Source organism: Agrobacterium sp. 22-209-1, from assembly GCF_053522485.1.
Map to the genome: position 1 here is coordinate 89,969 of NZ_JBNWCH010000001.1, position 15,846 is coordinate 105,814.

A 15,846-nucleotide genomic window follows, 5' to 3' on the forward strand; every position below is an offset into this window, starting at 1 on the left:
TGGAAAAGCTTTGAGGCCTGCCCCCGTTTGAGGGCGAGACCATTGCAAGGCGGTGCGGCCTATTTCTTCTCCCCGAGGGGGAGAAGGTGGCCCGAAGGGTCGGATGAGGGGGCGAGCTCTCGGTCTATCGCTAACGTCGCCCCCTCATCCCGCTGCCGCGGACTTCTCCCCCTCGGGGAGAAGAAACTTGTGGCGCCCACTCGGTCCTAACTGCCGACTTACTGCGCGACTGGCAAACCCGTCGCCGTCTCGATCTGCTTGGCCGCATCATCGAGCGCGGCTTTCGCATCGGGATAGCCGCCGGCGAAATATTTGGTCTGCGTCGCCTTGTAGATCGCATCCGCATCCGACTGGAACGCCGTGCCACGGCTCGGCACGATCTTCGGCAGGGTGGCGAGAATGTCGGTCCAAACCGCTTGCCCGCCCCAATAGGGCTGCTTTTCCTTGACGAATGGATCATCGATGGCAGACAGCAGCGAGGGAACGAGGCCGAAGGATTTCAGCATCGTCACCTGCCCTTCATTGGTGGTCAGCGCGTAATCGATATATTTCCACGCGGCTTGCTTGTGCTCGGATGTCGAGCTGATCGCCAGCGACGAACCGCCGAGATTGGCGGCATGCGGACCGTCCGGCGTCAGGCTCGGCATCAGATAGACGCCCCATTTGCCGGAGAGATCGGGAGAGCCGGAGCGGATGGTGCCCTCGTACCAGGCGCCATACATCTGGCTTGCGGCCCTGCCGGCGGTATTGGCCTGGATTTTTTCATCCCAGATCGCCGCCGTGATGATGCCGGCGTCTTTCATCTCCTTGACCTTTTCGAGGGTCGCGACACAGGCGGGCTGGTTGATGGTGATAGTCTGGCCATCGGTCGAAAAGTAACCGCATCCCTGCTCGTTGGCGATCATGCGAAACCATTCGCTGTCGCCGTTAAAATCGGCTTGTGCCATGACGGTGCCGGGATTGGCGGCCATCACCTTCTTGCCGGCAGTGATGAAATCGTCCCAGCTTTTGATCGTGGCGGGATCGACGCCTGCTTTTTCATAGAAGTCACGGCGGTAGAACACGGCCACCGGACCGGAATCCCATGGAACCGCATAAGCGACGCCGTCAACTTCCAGTTCCGTGCGCTTGAAGTCAGGGAAAAGTGCCTGTTTCTCAGGCGTATAGCCAAGTTCGGTCAGATTGGCGAAACAATCGGGAAAGCGGCTCCAGAACAGTTCGGCCTCAAAATTCTCGATGGTGACGATATCAGGAAGACCATCGCCGCCGGCTGCGCAGGCAGCCAGCGTCTTGTCAAAAACCTGATCGTTTCCAAGGTCTTCAACGACGATCTTGATATCCGGATTCTGCTTGTTGAAGCCTTCCACCGTGGATTTCAGCGCGGAAGCCGCGACGTTCCAGCTCCAGATGGTGACGGTTTCGGTTTGCGCGAAAGCCGGAGCTGCGAGAAGCAGCATGGCCGTAGACGCGCCAAGAAATTTCAAGCACATTGAAAACCTCCCTTTTTCAATTGCCGTTCTTCAGCGAACATGGGCACATTAGCGGCGGCAGGAAATCTGTCTCGTACAAAGGGAATATCGATTTGGCGAAAAGTAAGGTTGCCGAAAGAGCTTTTTACCAGCCCGGTGCGAGCAGCATCGAAGGTATGCCGACAACGCTTCAGCTGTTCCACAACCACCCGCCCATCATGCTCCGGCCCCACTGGCACGCGCAGGTGGAGGTGAATTACCTGATGTCGGGATCGGTTCATTACCGCATGGGCGATCACGACCTGACGCTCAACGCCGGCCAGATGTGTATCTTCTGGGGTGGCCAGCCGCATCAGATGGACCGTTCTTCCGATGATTCCTTTTACGCGGGTGCGCATCTGCCGCTGGTGCATTTCTTTCGCATGCGCCTGCCGGCCGCCGTCTCCAGCCAGTTGATGGGTGGTGCGACAATGGTGAGCGCCGAGACGGATAGGGCGGATGCGGAAAATTTCGGCCGCTGGTTCCGTTACGTTACCTCGGGCAATCCGGTGAAAGCCCAGCATGCGGTGGAGGAACTGCTGCTAAGGGTCGAGCGGATGTTCCTCGAGCCGTACACCGTCATCTCCTCTGCCCTCAATGGAAAACGCAGACAGGATGACGAGGGCATGGCGCCCTCCATTGGCGTGGTGCGCATGTGCGACTTCATCGCCGCCAATTTTCTCGACGATATCGACGCGACGGAGATTGCCCGCGCCGCGTCGTTGCACCCGAAATATGCAATGAACCTGTTCCGCAAATCGACGGGCATGACGCTAATCAAATATCTCACCCTGCTCCGGCTTTCCCGCGCACAGGCGATGCTGATGACGGGCAAGGACAATATTCTGCAAATCGCCATGGAAAGCGGTTTCGGCTCGGTCAGCGCCTTCAACAAGGCCTTTCGCCAGATATCAGGCATGTCGCCTTCCGATTTCCGCCGCGATATGCGGGCGACGGCGGCTTAATCTTCACTATCGGCGAAAGCGGCGCTGCGCTGCCGCGCCGCCTGACGGTAAGCGCGCGGCGAACTGCCGAGCATCCGCCGGAACATGGTGGTGAAAGCCGGGATGTTTTCATAACCCGCATCCAGCGCCACATTGGTCACCGCTTCGCCCGCCGCCAATCTCGGCAATGAGGCAAAGATGCAGGCCTGCTGGCGCCAGGTAACGAAGCTCACCCCCATCTCCCGGCGAAAAAGGCGTGTGAAGGAGCGGCGGCTGATGCCCATTGCCGCGGCCCAGTCGTCGATCTCCACCCGCGCCACCGGCTTTTTAAGGAAGTCACGGCAAAGCGCAGCCAGCCGCTGATTGTCCGGAAAAGGCAAGCCCAAAGGGCGTTCCGGCAGGCGATTCACCTCATCCAGCAAAAGGGCGCGCACCAGGCCCTGCCGGTGAAAGGCCGACGGCTGGTGCTCTTCGGCCAACAATTCGGAAATAAGGCTCGAGGCCAGATCGGTTACTTCCACGACCTTTGGAGACATTGCCTGGAAGAGATCGGGATGGACGTAGATCGAGTGCATCTCGACCGTGGATATGACTTCGGCCTCATGTTGCAGGCCTGCGGGAATGAGCAGCCCGTGACCGGGCGGTATCATCCAGCGCCCGTCCGCCGTGCTGACGAGCACCACACCCCGGCGCGCGCACCAAATCTGCACACGGCTATGGTTATGGGGCGGCGTGCGATGCCCGGTCGGATAAACCCGATGAAGCGCCAGTACCGGCTCGTTGGTGCCGTCAATCAATTTCAGGCTACGCTCATGCTCTTCAAGCGTTACACCCACGAACTGCGCAGATTTGATTTTAGCCATTTGGCCCACTCACAAAGAAAATCGTCCAGAACACAAATGCAGGCCAGAAACAATATGAATAAAAGCGGGAAGAAATAAAGACGTGTTTCCCGTTGTTTGAGCGGGAATCTGAAAAGGATTTACCATGGCAACCGTCACCAGCACCGGGTTCAACCCGCAACGCACGGCGTTTTCAATAATCGCAGCCGCCAGCTTCTGCCATATGCTGAACGACATCATGCAATCGCTGCTGACGTCGCTTTACCCGTTGCTGAAAGCCAATTACGCGCTTGATTTCGTACAGATCGGCCTGCTCACCTTCGCCTTTCAGGTCACCGCATCGCTGCTGCAGCCGGTCGTCGGCATGGTGACGGATCGCTGGCCGATGCCGTTTTCCCTGCCCGTCGCCATGCTGTCCACCTGCGCCGGCCTCATCACGCTCGCTTTCGCCCATAGTTTCGAGGTTCTGGTGATCGGCGCCTGCCTCATCGGCATCGGTTCTGCGATCTTCCATCCGGAAGCATCCCGCGTTGCGCGCCTGGCATCGGGCGGCCGACACGGTCTGGCGCAGTCCTTCTTTCAGGTGGGCGGCAATACCGGCACGGCCATCGGCCCGCTGCTCGCCGCTTTCATCGTCATCCCGCTCGGCCAGTCGAGCCTGAGCTGGTTCTCGCTGATCGCGCTCCTCGGCTTCGGCGTGCTTTCCTGGGTCGGCGTCTGGTACACCCGCCACCGCCGCGCAACCGTCGGCAAGGCCGCGGTCAGCCGCGCCCTGCCCCTCTCGCGTGGCACGGTAATGATGACGCTACTGGTGCTGGTGGTTCTGACCGCCACCAAGAATGCCTATCTCGCCAGCCTGTCCAGCTACTTCACCTTCTATACCATCGACAAGTTCGGTCTTGGTGTTCAGGACGCGCAGGTTCTGCTGTTCCTTTTCCTCGGGGCTTCGGCACTCGGTGTGTTCTTCGGCGGCCCGATCGGCGACCGTTTCGGCTCCCGCGTCGTCATCTGGTTCTCGATCCTCGGCGTCATTCCCTTCGCGCTCATGCTGCCCTATGCCAACCTGTTCTGGACGGCGGTCCTGGTGGTTGTCATCGGCTTCGTCTTCTCCTCCGCTTTCTCGGCCATCGTCGTGTTCGCGCAGGAACTGGTGCCGGGCCGCGTCGGCCTCATCGCCGGCATGTTCTTCGGTTTCGCCTTCGGTTTCGGCGGCATCGGGGCTGCGGTTCTGGGCGTCTATGCGGATAAGGAAGGCATCGAATTCGTCTACCGCATCTGCTCCTACATGCCGCTGCTCGGCCTTCTGACAGTGTTCCTGCCGAAACTGCCGAGCCACCGCTAGGACCGGCCAATAGCGGCGGTCATTTCAAACCTGACCGCCGCCCCGCATCAGGCCGATTTTCGCAACATGAGGTCGGCACTGAGGAGAATGCGATCACGAATGCGGGTCGACTGACCCGCCTCCTCGTTCAGCTTCTGAAAAAGAAGCTCGATCGACAGCCTGCCGATCTCGTTATAATTCTGCGCCACGGTCGTAATCGGCGGGTTGGCGTAACGCGACAGCGGATGATCGTCATGACCGGCAACCCGCAGATCATACCCGGTGCCATGGCCGACCTTCATGCCCTTCTGCGAGGCAGCCGAGATGACGCCGAAAGCGATCCGATCATTGGCGCACAGGATGGTTCGGGAGGGCAGATCTCCCATTCGTTCGAAAAGCCGGCTCGCCTCATCGAACGCAAACCGCTCGAAATCCCATCGCGCGGGCTTCGCGACATCCAGGCACAAGGGTTCGCGGCCGAGACGCCGCATAGCCTCCTCATAGGCTATACGGCGCGTCGAGGAGTTGTTGTTGACCTGCGGCATATCGAAATAGCTGGGCGGCTCACCCGAGCGGCAGAGATAATCAACGATCAGGTCAACGCTCTGCCTGTTATCCGTGCCGACAAAGGCCGACATCTCGTCCAGCGGCGAGTCGACGTAGACGATGGGGATGATAGCGGCAAGCTGTTCTAGCGTCGAACAGTGCGATGTAACACCCAGCGGCGCGATGATCGCGCCCGCGATGTTCATGGACTTGAAAGTACGGATGGCACGGTCTTCGATTTCCGGCTTTCCATCCGAAGACAGCACGAAGGCAAGAAAACCGGCGTCGTTGGCAATCGATTCGATACGGTTCGTCAGGGCCATGTAGAAAGGGTCGGCATAGTTCGGAATGACAATGCCAATAATATTGCTGCGACGGCGGTTGAGATTGACGGCAAACATATTCGGCCGGAAGCCGGATTTTCTAAGCGCCTCCTCTATTGTGTCCCGCGTCTTCTTACGCACCGAGGACGGGTCATTGAAGTATTTGGATACCGTCGGGCGAGAGAACCCGACGAACTCCGAAAATTCCTCCATCGTCCTGATAGACTTGGCCACAATGTTACCCCCAATGAAAGAATCATGGGTAGATTACATCGCTCTTTCCTGTCGCGAAAGACCGATCATATGCGCCTCCCGGAAGCCAAAACATCAGAGCGTACAAACTATACATTCGTTCTCATAACATAAGTAGAATAGCTTCAAGTATCAGGTTCCATCGATCCGGGCGCCGCTCCTGTCGAAGACATGCAGCCGCTCCTGCGGGAAACCGACCCGAAGGGATTTGCCCGGCTGCAACAGCGCCCGGTCTGACGAAAACAGCTTGAAGGGCAATCCGTGCACGGTGAGATGCAAGATGACGCCGAGGCCGGTCGGCTCGACCAGATCGACCGTCGCTTCAACATCACCCTCGGCCGGCGCAACGGTGACATGTTCCGGACGGATGCCGAGCGTGACCGGCTCGCCATCGGCCAGCTTCACATCCCGGCCAAGCTCAAGGCGCGTGCCGTCACTCAGCACGACGAAACTACCGCCATTCTCCCGTCCGATCCGGCCTTCGAGGAAATTCATGCCCGGTGAGCCGATAAAGCCGGCAACGAAGAGATTGGCGGGACGGTCATAGAGATCGAGCGGCGCCCCGATCTGCTGCACATGGCCGGCATTCATGGCGACGATACGCGATGCGAGCGTCATGGCCTCGATCTGGTCATGGGTGACGTAAACCGAGGTGGCACCGAGATCGGCATGCATGCGTTTGATTTCGGCGCGCATCTGCTCGCGCAGCCGCGCATCCAGGTTGGACAGCGGTTCATCGAACAGAAAGGCCTTGGGCTGGCGCACGATGGCGCGGCCCATGGCGACACGCTGGCGTTGGCCGCCGGAGAGCGCCTTCGGGCGGCGGGCGAGATAGGGATCGAGGCCGAGTTTCGCGGAAGCACCGGCCACCGCCGCCGCGATGGTTTCTTTCGGGCTGCGACGCAGGCGAAGGCTATAGCTCATATTGTCGGCAACGCTCATATGCGGATAGAGCGCGTAGGATTGAAACACCATGGCGATATCCCGGTCCTTCGGCCGGCGATCATTGACGCGCTCACTGTCGATGAACAGGTCGCCGGACGTTATCTCCTCAAGTCCCGCGATCATGCGCAGCAACGTCGATTTTCCGCAGCCGGATGGGCCGACGAGAACGATGAACTCGCCATCACCAATATCAAGATCGACGCCATGCAGCACGGCGAGATCGCCATAGGTCTTGCCGACATTCTTCAGCTCGATGGAAGCCATGGGATTATCCTTTCACCGCGCCGGCCGTCAGGCCCTGCACGAGATAACGTTGAATAAGCAGGAAGAAGAGGCAGGCCGGAATGAGCGCCAGAACGCCCGCCGCCATCATCTGCCCGAAATCGACGGAGAATTTAGACACGAAGGTCAGAAGGCCGACCGGGAAAGTGGCGCTCTGGTTGCCGGAAATCAGCATCAGCGCAAACAGCAGCTCGCTCCATGCGGCGGTGAAGACGAAGCCGAGCGTTGCGGCAATGCCCGGCAGCGTCAGCGGCAGAATGATCTGGCGAAAGGCCGTAAACCGGCTCGCCCCGTCGATCATTGCGGCTTCTTCCAGATCCTTCGGAATGCCGTCGAAAAAAGACTGCATGAGGAAGGTGGCGAAAGGCACGTTGAAGGCGGTGTAGACGATGACGAGGCCCGTCAGGCTGTTGGTGAGGCCGAGCGGCGACAGCATCTTGAAGATCGGCGCGACCAGCATCACCAGCGGGAACATCTGGGTGATCAGCATCAGGGCGACGATCCAGTATTTGCCCTTGAAACGGAAGCGTGACAACGCGTAACCCGAGAGCGAGGAGAGTACCGTTACGGCAAGCGCCGTGGAACCAGCGACGATGACGCTGTTCTTAAAAAACGTCGGGAAGGCGCTGTTTTCTATGACGAAACGATAATGGTCCCATGTCGCCCGCGACGGCCACATTCGCACACCTTCGCTGTAGAGCAGGTCATTCGGCGTGACGGAGACCTTGAGTAGCCAGAACAGCGGGAACAGCGCAAAAGCGATATAGGCGAGGATCGCCAGACGATGGGCAAGGGTGAAAAATATCCTTGATGTCATCGGTCAATCCTTCTCGATCAGGCGCTGGCGCAGCAGCACGATCAGCATGGAATAGGCAAGCAGCAACACCAGCAGCACCAGCGCAATGGCCGAGGCATAACCGAAATCCAGACGCCTAAAGGCCTGGGTGAAGATGTAGCTGGCGACGATCTGCGTGCGGTCGGCCGGTCCGCCATTGGTCATGACGATGATGAGATCGGCGAAATTGGCAATCCAGACGGTGCGCAGCAGGATGGTGATGGCGATGGTGGGGGCGAGAAACGGCAGGGTGATCGAGGTGAAACGCTGAAGCGGATTCGCCCCGTCGATTTCCGCAGCCTCGTAGAGATCGCGCGGAATCGCCTGCAATGCGGCAAGCAAAGTGATGGCGAAGAAGGGAATGCCCCACCAGACATTGGCAATGATCGGCCCCCACATGGCCAGATGCGGATCGGCGAGAATATTGTTGGGTGCGGATAAAAGCCCGAGCGACACCATCCAGTGCGGCAGCGGCCCGATGACCGGGTTGAACAGCCATGCCCAGTTGAGACCGGCGAGAAAGGTCGGCACGGCCCATGGCAGAAACACCAGCGCCTGAGCGAGCCCCCTGCCTGCGAAAGGCTTATCCAGCAGCAGTGCCAGAATGAGGCCGAAGAAGAATTGCAGGAAAACCGAAGCGCCTGTCCACCAGAGCGTGTTTTTCAGCGCCCGGTAAAAGGCCGCGTCCTGCGACAGAGCCTCCAGATGTTTCAGGCCAACGAAACCGCCGGAGAACGGGTTGAGCAGCTGCACGTCGCGAAACGCATAGGAGAGGCCGAGCACCAGCGGCACCAGCATGACGGCGACGATGAGCACCAGAACGGGCGCGCTGTAGAGCCATGGTTCGGCCCAATCAGCAAACCGCCGCATTGCGGGCTTGCCAGCCGGTTTGCGCGCAGCCACCGGCCCGGCGCCATGGGCATAGGACATTGTATCGCTCCCTGATCGGACGACGGAACGGACGGGTTTTCCAGCCTCTCGGCTCACCGATCCGAAAAATTGCAAGAAAAAGCCTGTCGCAGCGAAGGCCGGCAAGACCCGCCGCACGGGCATTTGCGCCCGCACGGCTGGTGCGTGTCGTTACTTCGAGGCGAGGAACTTCTGCTGCGCCTTCGTCATGTAATCCGCCCATTGCTTGGCGAGGTCTTCCGGCGTGATGTCGCCGAGCAGCGCTTCCTGAGAGGTCTTGATCACGAGCGAGTCCTTGAAGAAGGCGAATTCCTCAAGATAGGTCGGCATCGTCGTCGGCACGGCGTTCTTGTCCGCCAGTTCATCGAACCAGCCCTTGAACTGCTCGCTGGCATAGAAGGGGTCCTTCTCCGCCGACTTGTGCACCGGCAGCGCGCCCGTCTTCTTGTTCCACTCGATATTGCCTTCCGGTCCCTCAAGCGTCTCGATCAGCTTCCAGGAAAGGTCCTTGTTTTCAGACTTCGCCATCATCGACCAGCCGGCGAAACCAATCGTCGGGAAGGTCTTGCCGTCGGGTCCCTTCGGCATGGTCATGACGCCGAAATCTTCCGGCTTCATGCGCTGGGCAATGGCGATCAGCGCATCCGGATCCTGATCGAGGAAGGCGCAGGTGCCGGAATAAAAACCTGCGACGATCTCGTTAAAGCCCCAGTTGACGCTGTCCTTTGGCGCCAGGCCGTTCTTGTAAAGATCGATCACATAGGTCAGGCCCTTCACCCAGCCGGGGCTATCGAATGTGGAAGTGCCGTCCTTGGTGAAAAACTCGTTCGAGCCAGCCATGGACGCGCCGAACATGACCCAGCCGTTGAGGCCGCCAGGGCCGCCGCGCAGGCAATAGCCATATTTACCGGGAAGGGCCGCCACTTTCTTCGAGGCGTCGGCGAATTCGTCGAGCGTCTTCGGCGGCTCCTTCACGCCGGCCTGTTCCAGCAGTTTCTTGTTGTAGAACATGGCGCGGAGATAGAAACCGTAAGGCAGCATATAGGCGGTGTTCTTCACATCGCGGCCGAGTTCGAGCGTGCGCTCGCTCAAGCCCGCCGTGTGTTCCCACTTGGCGAGATAGGGTTCAAGGCTCTCCAGCATGCCGTTATTGGCATAAAGCGACAGCCAGGTATCAGGCATTTCCATCACATCGGGAATATCGCCCGCGGAAACCATGGTGGCGAATTTCTGGAAGGCCTCGCTCCACGGCAGCGAGATGATCTCTACCTTGGTGCCGGGATTGGCCGCTTCGAATTTCGAGACGATGCCCTTCAGCGTTTCGGTGCGTTCCGGGCTGGTGATGACTTCCACCAGTTTCAAGGTCGTGTCCGCCAGCGCCGTTCCGGTCATCAGGGCGGTGAAGATTGCTGCTGCTACCAGTTTTTTCATGTCGTTCTCCCCTTTTTGTGGTCAGTTTAAAAACACGTCAGGCGGCAGACGCCGCCTTGATCGCGGGTTCGAGATCGTTCCAGAGCGCTTCCGTGCCCTCCAGTCCGACATGCAGGCGCACGGAACGCGCGCTGATGCCGAAGGTGTGGGCGGAGTTCGGCTGCGCCTTCTGTTCGAGCACCACTTCTCCGGGAACGATCAGGCTTTCATGCCCGCCCCAGGAAACGCCCAGTTTGAAAAGCTGTAGGCGGTCGGCAAAAGCGCGCACATCCACCCCTTCCTTGAAAATGAAGGAAAACAGGCCCGACGTGCCGTTGAGACCCGGCGGCAGGCGGTTCGCCAGCCCGGGATGGCAGACCTTCTCCACCACATCCAGCGCCTGCAGGCGGCTAGCGATATCCAAAGCCGAGGCCTGATGCGCCTTCATGCGCAGCGGCAGGGTGCGAAGTCCGCGAATGAGCAACCATGCATCGAAGGGAGACATCTTGCCGCCGAGATAGGGATAGGTTTCCGCCCGGATGCGGTCGATCATCGCCTTCGAACCGGCAACCACGCCGGACACCACATCGCTATGGCCGCCGAGATATTTCGAGGCCGAATGCACGACCAAATCGACGCCAAGCGAAATCGGCTGCTGGAAAATGGGGCTTGCCCAGGAATTGTCAATGATGGTGACCGCGCCATGACGCTTGCCTATGGCAGCGAGCGCACCGACATCATGGGCTTCCATCACCCAGCTTGTCGGGCTTTCCATGTAGAACAGCTTGGCGCCTGGCATCGCCTTTTCAACCGCCGCCTCATCGCGACCGTCAACGTAGGTCACCTCGATATTCATGCGCTGCATGAAGGTGCCGAACAGGCGGAAGGCATCGGGATAGACATGGCGCACCGCGACGATGCGGTCGCCGGGCGAAACAAAGGAAAGCACGGTGGAGGAAATGGCAGACATGCCGCTCGCAAAACCGAGCGCATCTTCCGCCCTTTCGAGCTTCGCCAGCATTTCCTCGAACAGCCGCACGGTGGGATTGAGCCCGCGCGTATAGACCGGCCGCACCTTTTCGCCGCGATAGGTGGAGACCATCTCGTCATAGCTGGAAAAGGTGAAAAGCGAGGTCTGCACGATGGGCGGCACCACGGCGTCGAAGGCGTGGGCTTCGTCATGGGCGACGATCAAAGAGGCGGGATCGAACAGATCGTTGCCATGGTTCATTTCGACATGTCCTTGATATCCTCCTCGACGACGGCGAGGATTTTCAGTGTTTCTTCACGGGCGGTCTCCGCATCGCCCGCAGCGATCGCGTTGAACAGGGTGCGGTGAAAGGGAAAGGAGCGACCGGCGAAATCCGGGCGGTCGAACGGTTTCGACCAGAAACGTTCGAAACCTTCGCGCATCTGCTCCAGAAGCTGCTTGAACAGCGTATTGTGGGTGGCGTCGTAGATCGACAGATGGAAGGCAAGGTCGGCTTTACCGGAGGTGCCTTCGGCCAGATGCACCCGCTCCATCTCATCGAGCCGCGCTTCCATGGTGGCGATATCGTCTGCCGTGCGGCGACGAGCGGCGGCCATGGAGGCCTCCACTTCGATGCCGCGTCGTACTTCCAGCGTCATCAGCAGCGCGTCGCGCAGGCTTTCGGCATCGATGGAGATCGGCATATGCACGGTGGCGGCGGAAATCGGTTTCAGGAGGTAGTTCCCGCTGCCCTTTCGGCTGTCGATCACACCGAGCGCCTGAAACTTGCGGATGACTTCGCGGATGGTGGACCGCCCCACGCCCAGCGCCGCCATAAGTTCCCGCTCCGCCGGCAGCCGATCTCCCGCCTTCAGTCCAGCCCGCTCCACATACTCGGAAAGCGCAGCCTCGACCTGGCGCACACGGTCGCTCGGCGGAATCGGCTGCATGAGTTCCCGGCTGGACCTGTCCAAAACGTATCCCCTAAATTGGTCTGACATCTTACCATTTCAAAAGGTAAAAGGAATGTCAACGGGCAAGGGACGCTGTACGCTCCTCTCAGCAAAATCTCGTATGCTGCTGAAAAAATAGAAATAATGAAATGCCCAAAGTGTCTCTTGGGTTATTGGTGCAGCAAAAAAGTAACTGCGCGATCCCTCGATATCGAAAAGTCAGAGTGCGGGCTTGAAGGGAATCGATTGTGCCGCATCACGACGACTGAGAGCCGCCGGTTAAGCCGTCTTCACGCGAGCCACCTGACGCGCCAATGCGTCGGCATGCTCATTGCCGACAGTGCCGGAATGCCCCTTGCACCATTCTACGGCCACATGGGGATGCTGCTCAAGCAACGTGTCGAGCTGCTGCCAGATTTCCCTGTCAGGGATCGGTCTTCGGCGGCTACGCTGGTTGGGCGTGATGCGCGTCCAGCCATTGTTGCGCCAGATCGCTCTATACCGCCGACAGCCCTCAATGACATGAACCGCATCCGTCCAGAGCGTGACTGCCCGCGTTGGCGCCTCAGCGGCGATCCACAACATGGCATTCAGGACGGCGAGGACCTCGAACGTATTGTTGGATGTGCCGGCCGCCTTGCCCGAGGCCGAATGGATTTGGTCGGCTGTTTCATAAACGACGAACGCCCATCCTCCGGAACGGGAGGCATCATCGAAGGAGCCGTCGGTGAAAATGTGAAGCGCATCGGACATGACAGGTTGTGTAGTACCCAATCGGAAACCACTAAAGCAACACGCCATTTGAGAAGGTTTCTTCGGTGCCAATAGCGTTTCCCCCTCGCAGGCAGCCAAAAAGCGCGGGCAGAAAAGCAGAAAGGGCGGCGCAAGCCGCCCTCCCCGACTCCACAACGAAAGAGCTGAACTTACTGGCCGAGAACCGCCGCCGTGATCGTCTGCATATTGTGATTGATCATGTCGATATAGGTCGAAGCCGGGCCATCGGCAGTCGAAAGCGCGTCGGAGTATAGCGTGCCACCAACCTTGAGACCGGTTTCGCTGGCGATCTGGTCGATCAGCCGCTTGTCGGTAATGTTTTCGACGAAGATCGCCGAGGCCTTGTCATGTTTTACCTGGTCAACGAGCTTGGCGACATCGGCGGCCGAGGCTTCTGATTCCGTTGATACGCCTTCGGGCGCAAGGAAATTCAGACCATAGGCATGCTCGAAATAACCGAAGGCGTCATGCGAAGTAATGATGACGCGTTTTTCCGGCGGGATGGCGGCGATCTCGGTCTTCACCTTCTCGTTCAGCGCGGCAAGCTTGGCGATATAGGCGTCCGAATTGGCGGTGTAGGTGGCGCAACCGGCCTTGTCGACTTCGCAAAATGCGCCGGCAATGTTCTTCACGTAGATTTCCGCGTTCTTGATCGATTGCCAGGCATGTGGATCGTATTCGCCGTGATGGTGATGCCCCTCATGGCCGTGGTCGTGATCATGGGCCTCGGCGGTCTCATGGCTGTGGCCGGCTTCTTCGGCCTTATGGTCGTGGCCATCCTCTTCCTCGGCTTCCGGATGGGCGTGACCAGCCGGCTCTTCAGAAAGCTTGAGCGGCTCCACACCCTTGGTCAGTTCCACCACCGGCGCCTTGGTGCCGCTGGTGTCGATCAGCCGCTTCAGGAAGCCTTCGAATTCCAGACCGTTGACCAGCACCACATCCGCCTTGCTGACGGCGACGGCATCGGCCGGGCGGGGTTCATAAACGTGGGCGTCACCATCCGGCCCCACCAACGTGGTGATCTCCACGCGGTCACCGCCGACGTTTTTAGCAAAATCGGCGATGATCGAGAAGCTCGCCACGACCTTGAGTTCGGCGGCGGACGCCTGCGCCATCAGGACCGGGGAGAGGGAAAGAAGGCTGACGCCAGTGGCGAGACGGAGGGTTTTGAACATGAAGGTTCTCCTTTTTCGAACGCTGTTTTCAGGCCGTCCTGTGACGGCCGGAACCGAGAAGATCGCTGAGCACGCCGCGCGTGCCGACGAGGATGGAGAGGGCGTAAATGACGCCCGCGGACAGGATGATCGCCGGGCCTGATGGCAGCGATGCGTGATAGGAAAGGAGCAGGCCCGCAAAGCAGGACACCATGCCGATGCCGATGGAAATGAAGCACATTGGTGCGACACGGTTGGACCAGAAGCGGCTGGCGGCGGCGGGCAGCATCATCAGCCCGACCGAGAGCAGCGTTCCCAGCGCCTGAAAGCCGCCGACGAGATTGAGCACAACGATGGCAAGGAAGAGGAAATGCACCGGGCTGCCCCAGTTGCTGACCGAGCGCAGAAACAGGGGATCGAGGCATTCCGCCAGCAGCGCCCGCCAGAAGGTGATCATCACCACCAACGTTACGATGCAGATGCTGCCGATCAGGCCGAGCGCCTCGTTGTTCAGCGCCAGCACCGTGCCGAACAGCACATGCATGAGATCGACGCTGGAACCGCGCCATGAGACGAGCAGCACGCCGAGCGCAAGCGAGATGAGATAAAGGGCGGCAAGGGAAGCGTCTTCCTTCTGGATGGTGAAGCGTGACACCGCGCCGGCGCCGAGCGCGACCAGAAGGCCGACAGCCAGCCCGCCGATGGTCATGGGCAGGATTTCCAGCCCGTAGAACAGAAACCCGACTGCCGCCCCCGGCAGGATGGCATGAGACATGGCGTCGCCCGTCAGGCTCATGCGGCGCAGCATCAGAAACACCCCGACCGGGCCGCAGCTGATGGCAAGGATCAGCGCACCGGCGAGCGCCCGCTGCATGAAGACATATTGGACGAAGGGTTGGATGAAGATATCAGCCATGGGCATTCGAATTCGCGCGTGAGTGGTCATGGGAATGGGAATGGGCGGCGGCAGCGTGCGGACTTGCCCCGACGATCTGCAGCGAAGGTGCTTCGGCCGGATCGCACCAGGGCGCATTTTCTTCCCACGCCTCGTGAAAATGCCGCGCCTGCCGGATGTTCTCGGACTTCAACACCTCGGCCGTAGGACCCAGCCCGACGAGCTTTCGGGCGAGGAACAGGGTCTCTGGAAAATGCTGCCGCACGAGCTGGAAGTCATGAAGGACCGCCAGCACCGTGCGCCCCTCAGCCACCCATGACTTGATCAGGACCATAAGGTCGGCAACAGTCTTCTCATCGACGGCGTTGAAGGGTTCGTCGAGCAGGATCAGCTGCGCATCCTGCAACATCGCGCGGGCAAACAGGGCGCGCTGCATCTGGCCGCCCGACAGCGAATCTATATTCCGATTTTCAAAACCGGAAAGCCCGACCGCCTCCATCACGCGGCCCATCGCCGCCCGGTCTTCGGGACGGTGGCGGCCAAGCAGGCCGCGTTGCGGCCAGAGACCAAGCGCCACCAGATCCCGCACCTGCGCCGGAAAGGAGCGGTCGAGTTCCGATTGCTGCGGCAGATAAGCGACGGACAGATTTGGGCTTAACCGGCATTCCCCGCCGAGCGGTTTCAAAATGCCGGCAATGCCTTTCATCAGCGTCGATTTTCCAGAGCCATTGGCGCCGACCACCGCAGTGAGCGAGCCTTTGGCGATATCGCCATTCAGATGATGCACGGCCGCGCGGCCGGCATATCCAAGCGTCAGGTTTTTGAAGGTGAGGCACGGATCGCTCATCGATCCCTCCAAGGCAGGATGTCATTCGATGGCCCTTGATATGTAATGTTATTACATTCGTCAAACGAATACGTAATGAAATAACATTAACTATCGGAAAGATGCGTTGCGCTTCGCATAAGTCACAGCCCCCGCA

General features: G+C 59.6%; 15 protein-coding genes. 2 read left to right on the forward strand and 13 right to left on the reverse strand.

What is annotated here, in order from left to right; translation table 11 throughout:
- Positions 1–218: 218 nt before the first annotated feature.
- Complete coding sequence (locus ACQZ48_RS00445; RefSeq protein ID WP_448728337.1) at positions 219–1,490, reverse strand: ABC transporter substrate-binding protein; 1,272 nt, start codon at positions 1,488–1,490, stop codon at positions 219–221.
- Between the two features lie 92 nt (positions 1,491–1,582).
- Between ACQZ48_RS00445 and ACQZ48_RS00450 the strand changes: the two genes are divergently transcribed.
- The gene (locus ACQZ48_RS00450) at positions 1,583–2,473 is read left to right on the forward strand and encodes a helix-turn-helix domain-containing protein (protein ID WP_077984222.1); all 891 of its coding nucleotides are present in this window, start codon (positions 1,583–1,585) and stop codon (positions 2,471–2,473) included.
- Here the strand turns inward: ACQZ48_RS00450 and ACQZ48_RS00455 are convergent.
- On the reverse strand, positions 2,470–3,315 hold the full coding sequence (locus ACQZ48_RS00455) for an AraC family transcriptional regulator (protein ID WP_142913975.1): 846 nt from the start codon (positions 3,313–3,315) through the stop codon (positions 2,470–2,472). The two genes, ACQZ48_RS00450 and ACQZ48_RS00455, sit on opposite strands and share 4 nt — an antisense overlap.
- A gap of 124 nt (positions 3,316–3,439) precedes the next feature.
- On the opposite strand from ACQZ48_RS00455, the gene ACQZ48_RS00460 reads away from it, so the two are divergent.
- Entirely contained in the window at positions 3,440–4,636 is a 1,197-nt protein-coding gene (locus ACQZ48_RS00460) for an MFS transporter (RefSeq protein WP_448728338.1), read from the forward strand.
- A 47-nt stretch (positions 4,637–4,683) separates the two neighbouring features.
- Here the strand turns inward: ACQZ48_RS00460 and ACQZ48_RS00465 are convergent, their stop codons facing one another.
- The 11 genes from ACQZ48_RS00465 to aztA form a co-directional block, all read right to left on the reverse strand.
- A complete protein-coding gene (locus ACQZ48_RS00465; RefSeq protein WP_448728581.1) occupies positions 4,684–5,697 on the reverse strand; it encodes a LacI family DNA-binding transcriptional regulator in 1,014 nt (337 codons plus the stop codon).
- Between the two features lie 171 nt (positions 5,698–5,868).
- A complete protein-coding gene (locus ACQZ48_RS00470) occupies positions 5,869–6,945 on the reverse strand; it encodes an ABC transporter ATP-binding protein (protein ID WP_077984226.1) in 1,077 nt (358 codons plus the stop codon).
- A 4-nt stretch (positions 6,946–6,949) separates the two neighbouring features.
- Positions 6,950–7,780, reverse strand: coding sequence for a carbohydrate ABC transporter permease (locus tag ACQZ48_RS00475; protein WP_077984227.1), 831 nt, complete (start codon positions 7,778–7,780; stop codon positions 6,950–6,952).
- A gap of 3 nt (positions 7,781–7,783) precedes the next feature.
- Positions 7,784–8,728, reverse strand: a complete 945-nt coding sequence (locus ACQZ48_RS00480; RefSeq protein WP_003499971.1) for a carbohydrate ABC transporter permease — start codon at positions 8,726–8,728, stop codon at positions 7,784–7,786.
- A 150-nt stretch (positions 8,729–8,878) separates the two neighbouring features.
- On the reverse strand, positions 8,879–10,138 hold the full coding sequence (locus ACQZ48_RS00485) for an ABC transporter substrate-binding protein (protein WP_142913978.1): 1,260 nt from the start codon (positions 10,136–10,138) through the stop codon (positions 8,879–8,881).
- A 37-nt stretch (positions 10,139–10,175) separates the two neighbouring features.
- Positions 10,176–11,348 carry a PLP-dependent transferase gene (locus ACQZ48_RS00490; RefSeq protein ID WP_448728339.1) on the reverse strand — a complete coding sequence of 391 codons (1,173 nt, stop codon included), beginning with the start codon at positions 11,346–11,348 and terminating at the stop codon, positions 10,176–10,178.
- Complete coding sequence (locus tag ACQZ48_RS00495) at positions 11,345–12,037, reverse strand: FadR/GntR family transcriptional regulator (RefSeq protein ID WP_162520603.1); 693 nt, start codon at positions 12,035–12,037, stop codon at positions 11,345–11,347. Before ACQZ48_RS00495 ends, ACQZ48_RS00490 begins: the two co-directional genes overlap by 4 nt.
- A gap of 282 nt (positions 12,038–12,319) precedes the next feature.
- Positions 12,320–12,793 (reverse strand): ribonuclease H family protein, encoded by a 474-nt coding sequence (locus ACQZ48_RS00500; protein WP_077984231.1) that lies wholly within the window; start codon positions 12,791–12,793, stop codon positions 12,320–12,322.
- Positions 12,794–12,963: 170 nt separating this feature from the next.
- Positions 12,964–13,989, reverse strand: coding sequence for a zinc ABC transporter substrate-binding protein AztC (gene aztC / locus ACQZ48_RS00505; protein WP_077984232.1), 1,026 nt, complete (start codon positions 13,987–13,989; stop codon positions 12,964–12,966).
- Positions 13,990–14,017: 28 nt separating this feature from the next.
- Complete coding sequence (gene aztB / locus ACQZ48_RS00510; protein ID WP_077984362.1) at positions 14,018–14,884, reverse strand: zinc ABC transporter permease AztB; 867 nt, start codon at positions 14,882–14,884, stop codon at positions 14,018–14,020.
- The gene (gene aztA / locus ACQZ48_RS00515; protein WP_448728340.1) at positions 14,877–15,710 is read right to left on the reverse strand and encodes a zinc ABC transporter ATP-binding protein AztA; all 834 of its coding nucleotides are present in this window, start codon (positions 15,708–15,710) and stop codon (positions 14,877–14,879) included. Before aztA ends, aztB begins: the two co-directional genes overlap by 8 nt.
- Positions 15,711–15,846: the final 136 nt, after the last annotated feature.

Coding starts and splice junctions, on each gene's coding strand:
- aztB (WP_077984362.1), bottom strand. CDS start 14,884: ATGGCTGATATCTTCATCCAACCCTTCGTCCAATATGTCTTCATGCAG.
- ACQZ48_RS00445 (WP_448728337.1), bottom strand. CDS start 1,490: ATGTGCTTGAAATTTCTTGGCGCGTCTACGGCCATGCTGCTTCTCGCA.
- ACQZ48_RS00495 (WP_162520603.1), bottom strand. CDS start 12,037: ATGCAGCCGATTCCGCCGAGCGACCGTGTGCGCCAGGTCGAGGCTGCG.
- ACQZ48_RS00470 (WP_077984226.1), bottom strand. CDS start 6,945: ATGGCTTCCATCGAGCTGAAGAATGTCGGCAAGACCTATGGCGATCTC.
- ACQZ48_RS00465 (WP_448728581.1), bottom strand. CDS start 5,697: ATGGAGGAATTTTCGGAGTTCGTCGGGTTCTCTCGCCCGACGGTATCC.
- ACQZ48_RS00480 (WP_003499971.1), bottom strand. CDS start 8,728: ATGTCCTATGCCCATGGCGCCGGGCCGGTGGCTGCGCGCAAACCGGCT.
- ACQZ48_RS00455 (WP_142913975.1), bottom strand. CDS start 3,315: ATGGCTAAAATCAAATCTGCGCAGTTCGTGGGTGTAACGCTTGAAGAG.
- ACQZ48_RS00460 (WP_448728338.1), top strand. CDS start 3,440: ATGGCAACCGTCACCAGCACCGGGTTCAACCCGCAACGCACGGCGTTT.
- ACQZ48_RS00490 (WP_448728339.1), bottom strand. CDS start 11,348: ATGAACCATGGCAACGATCTGTTCGATCCCGCCTCTTTGATCGTCGCC.
- ACQZ48_RS00475 (WP_077984227.1), bottom strand. CDS start 7,780: ATGACATCAAGGATATTTTTCACCCTTGCCCATCGTCTGGCGATCCTC.
- aztC (WP_077984232.1), bottom strand. CDS start 13,989: ATGTTCAAAACCCTCCGTCTCGCCACTGGCGTCAGCCTTCTTTCCCTC.
- ACQZ48_RS00500 (WP_077984231.1), bottom strand. CDS start 12,793: ATGTCCGATGCGCTTCACATTTTCACCGACGGCTCCTTCGATGATGCC.
- ACQZ48_RS00485 (WP_142913978.1), bottom strand. CDS start 10,138: ATGAAAAAACTGGTAGCAGCAGCAATCTTCACCGCCCTGATGACCGGA.
- aztA (WP_448728340.1), bottom strand. CDS start 15,710: ATGAGCGATCCGTGCCTCACCTTCAAAAACCTGACGCTTGGATATGCC.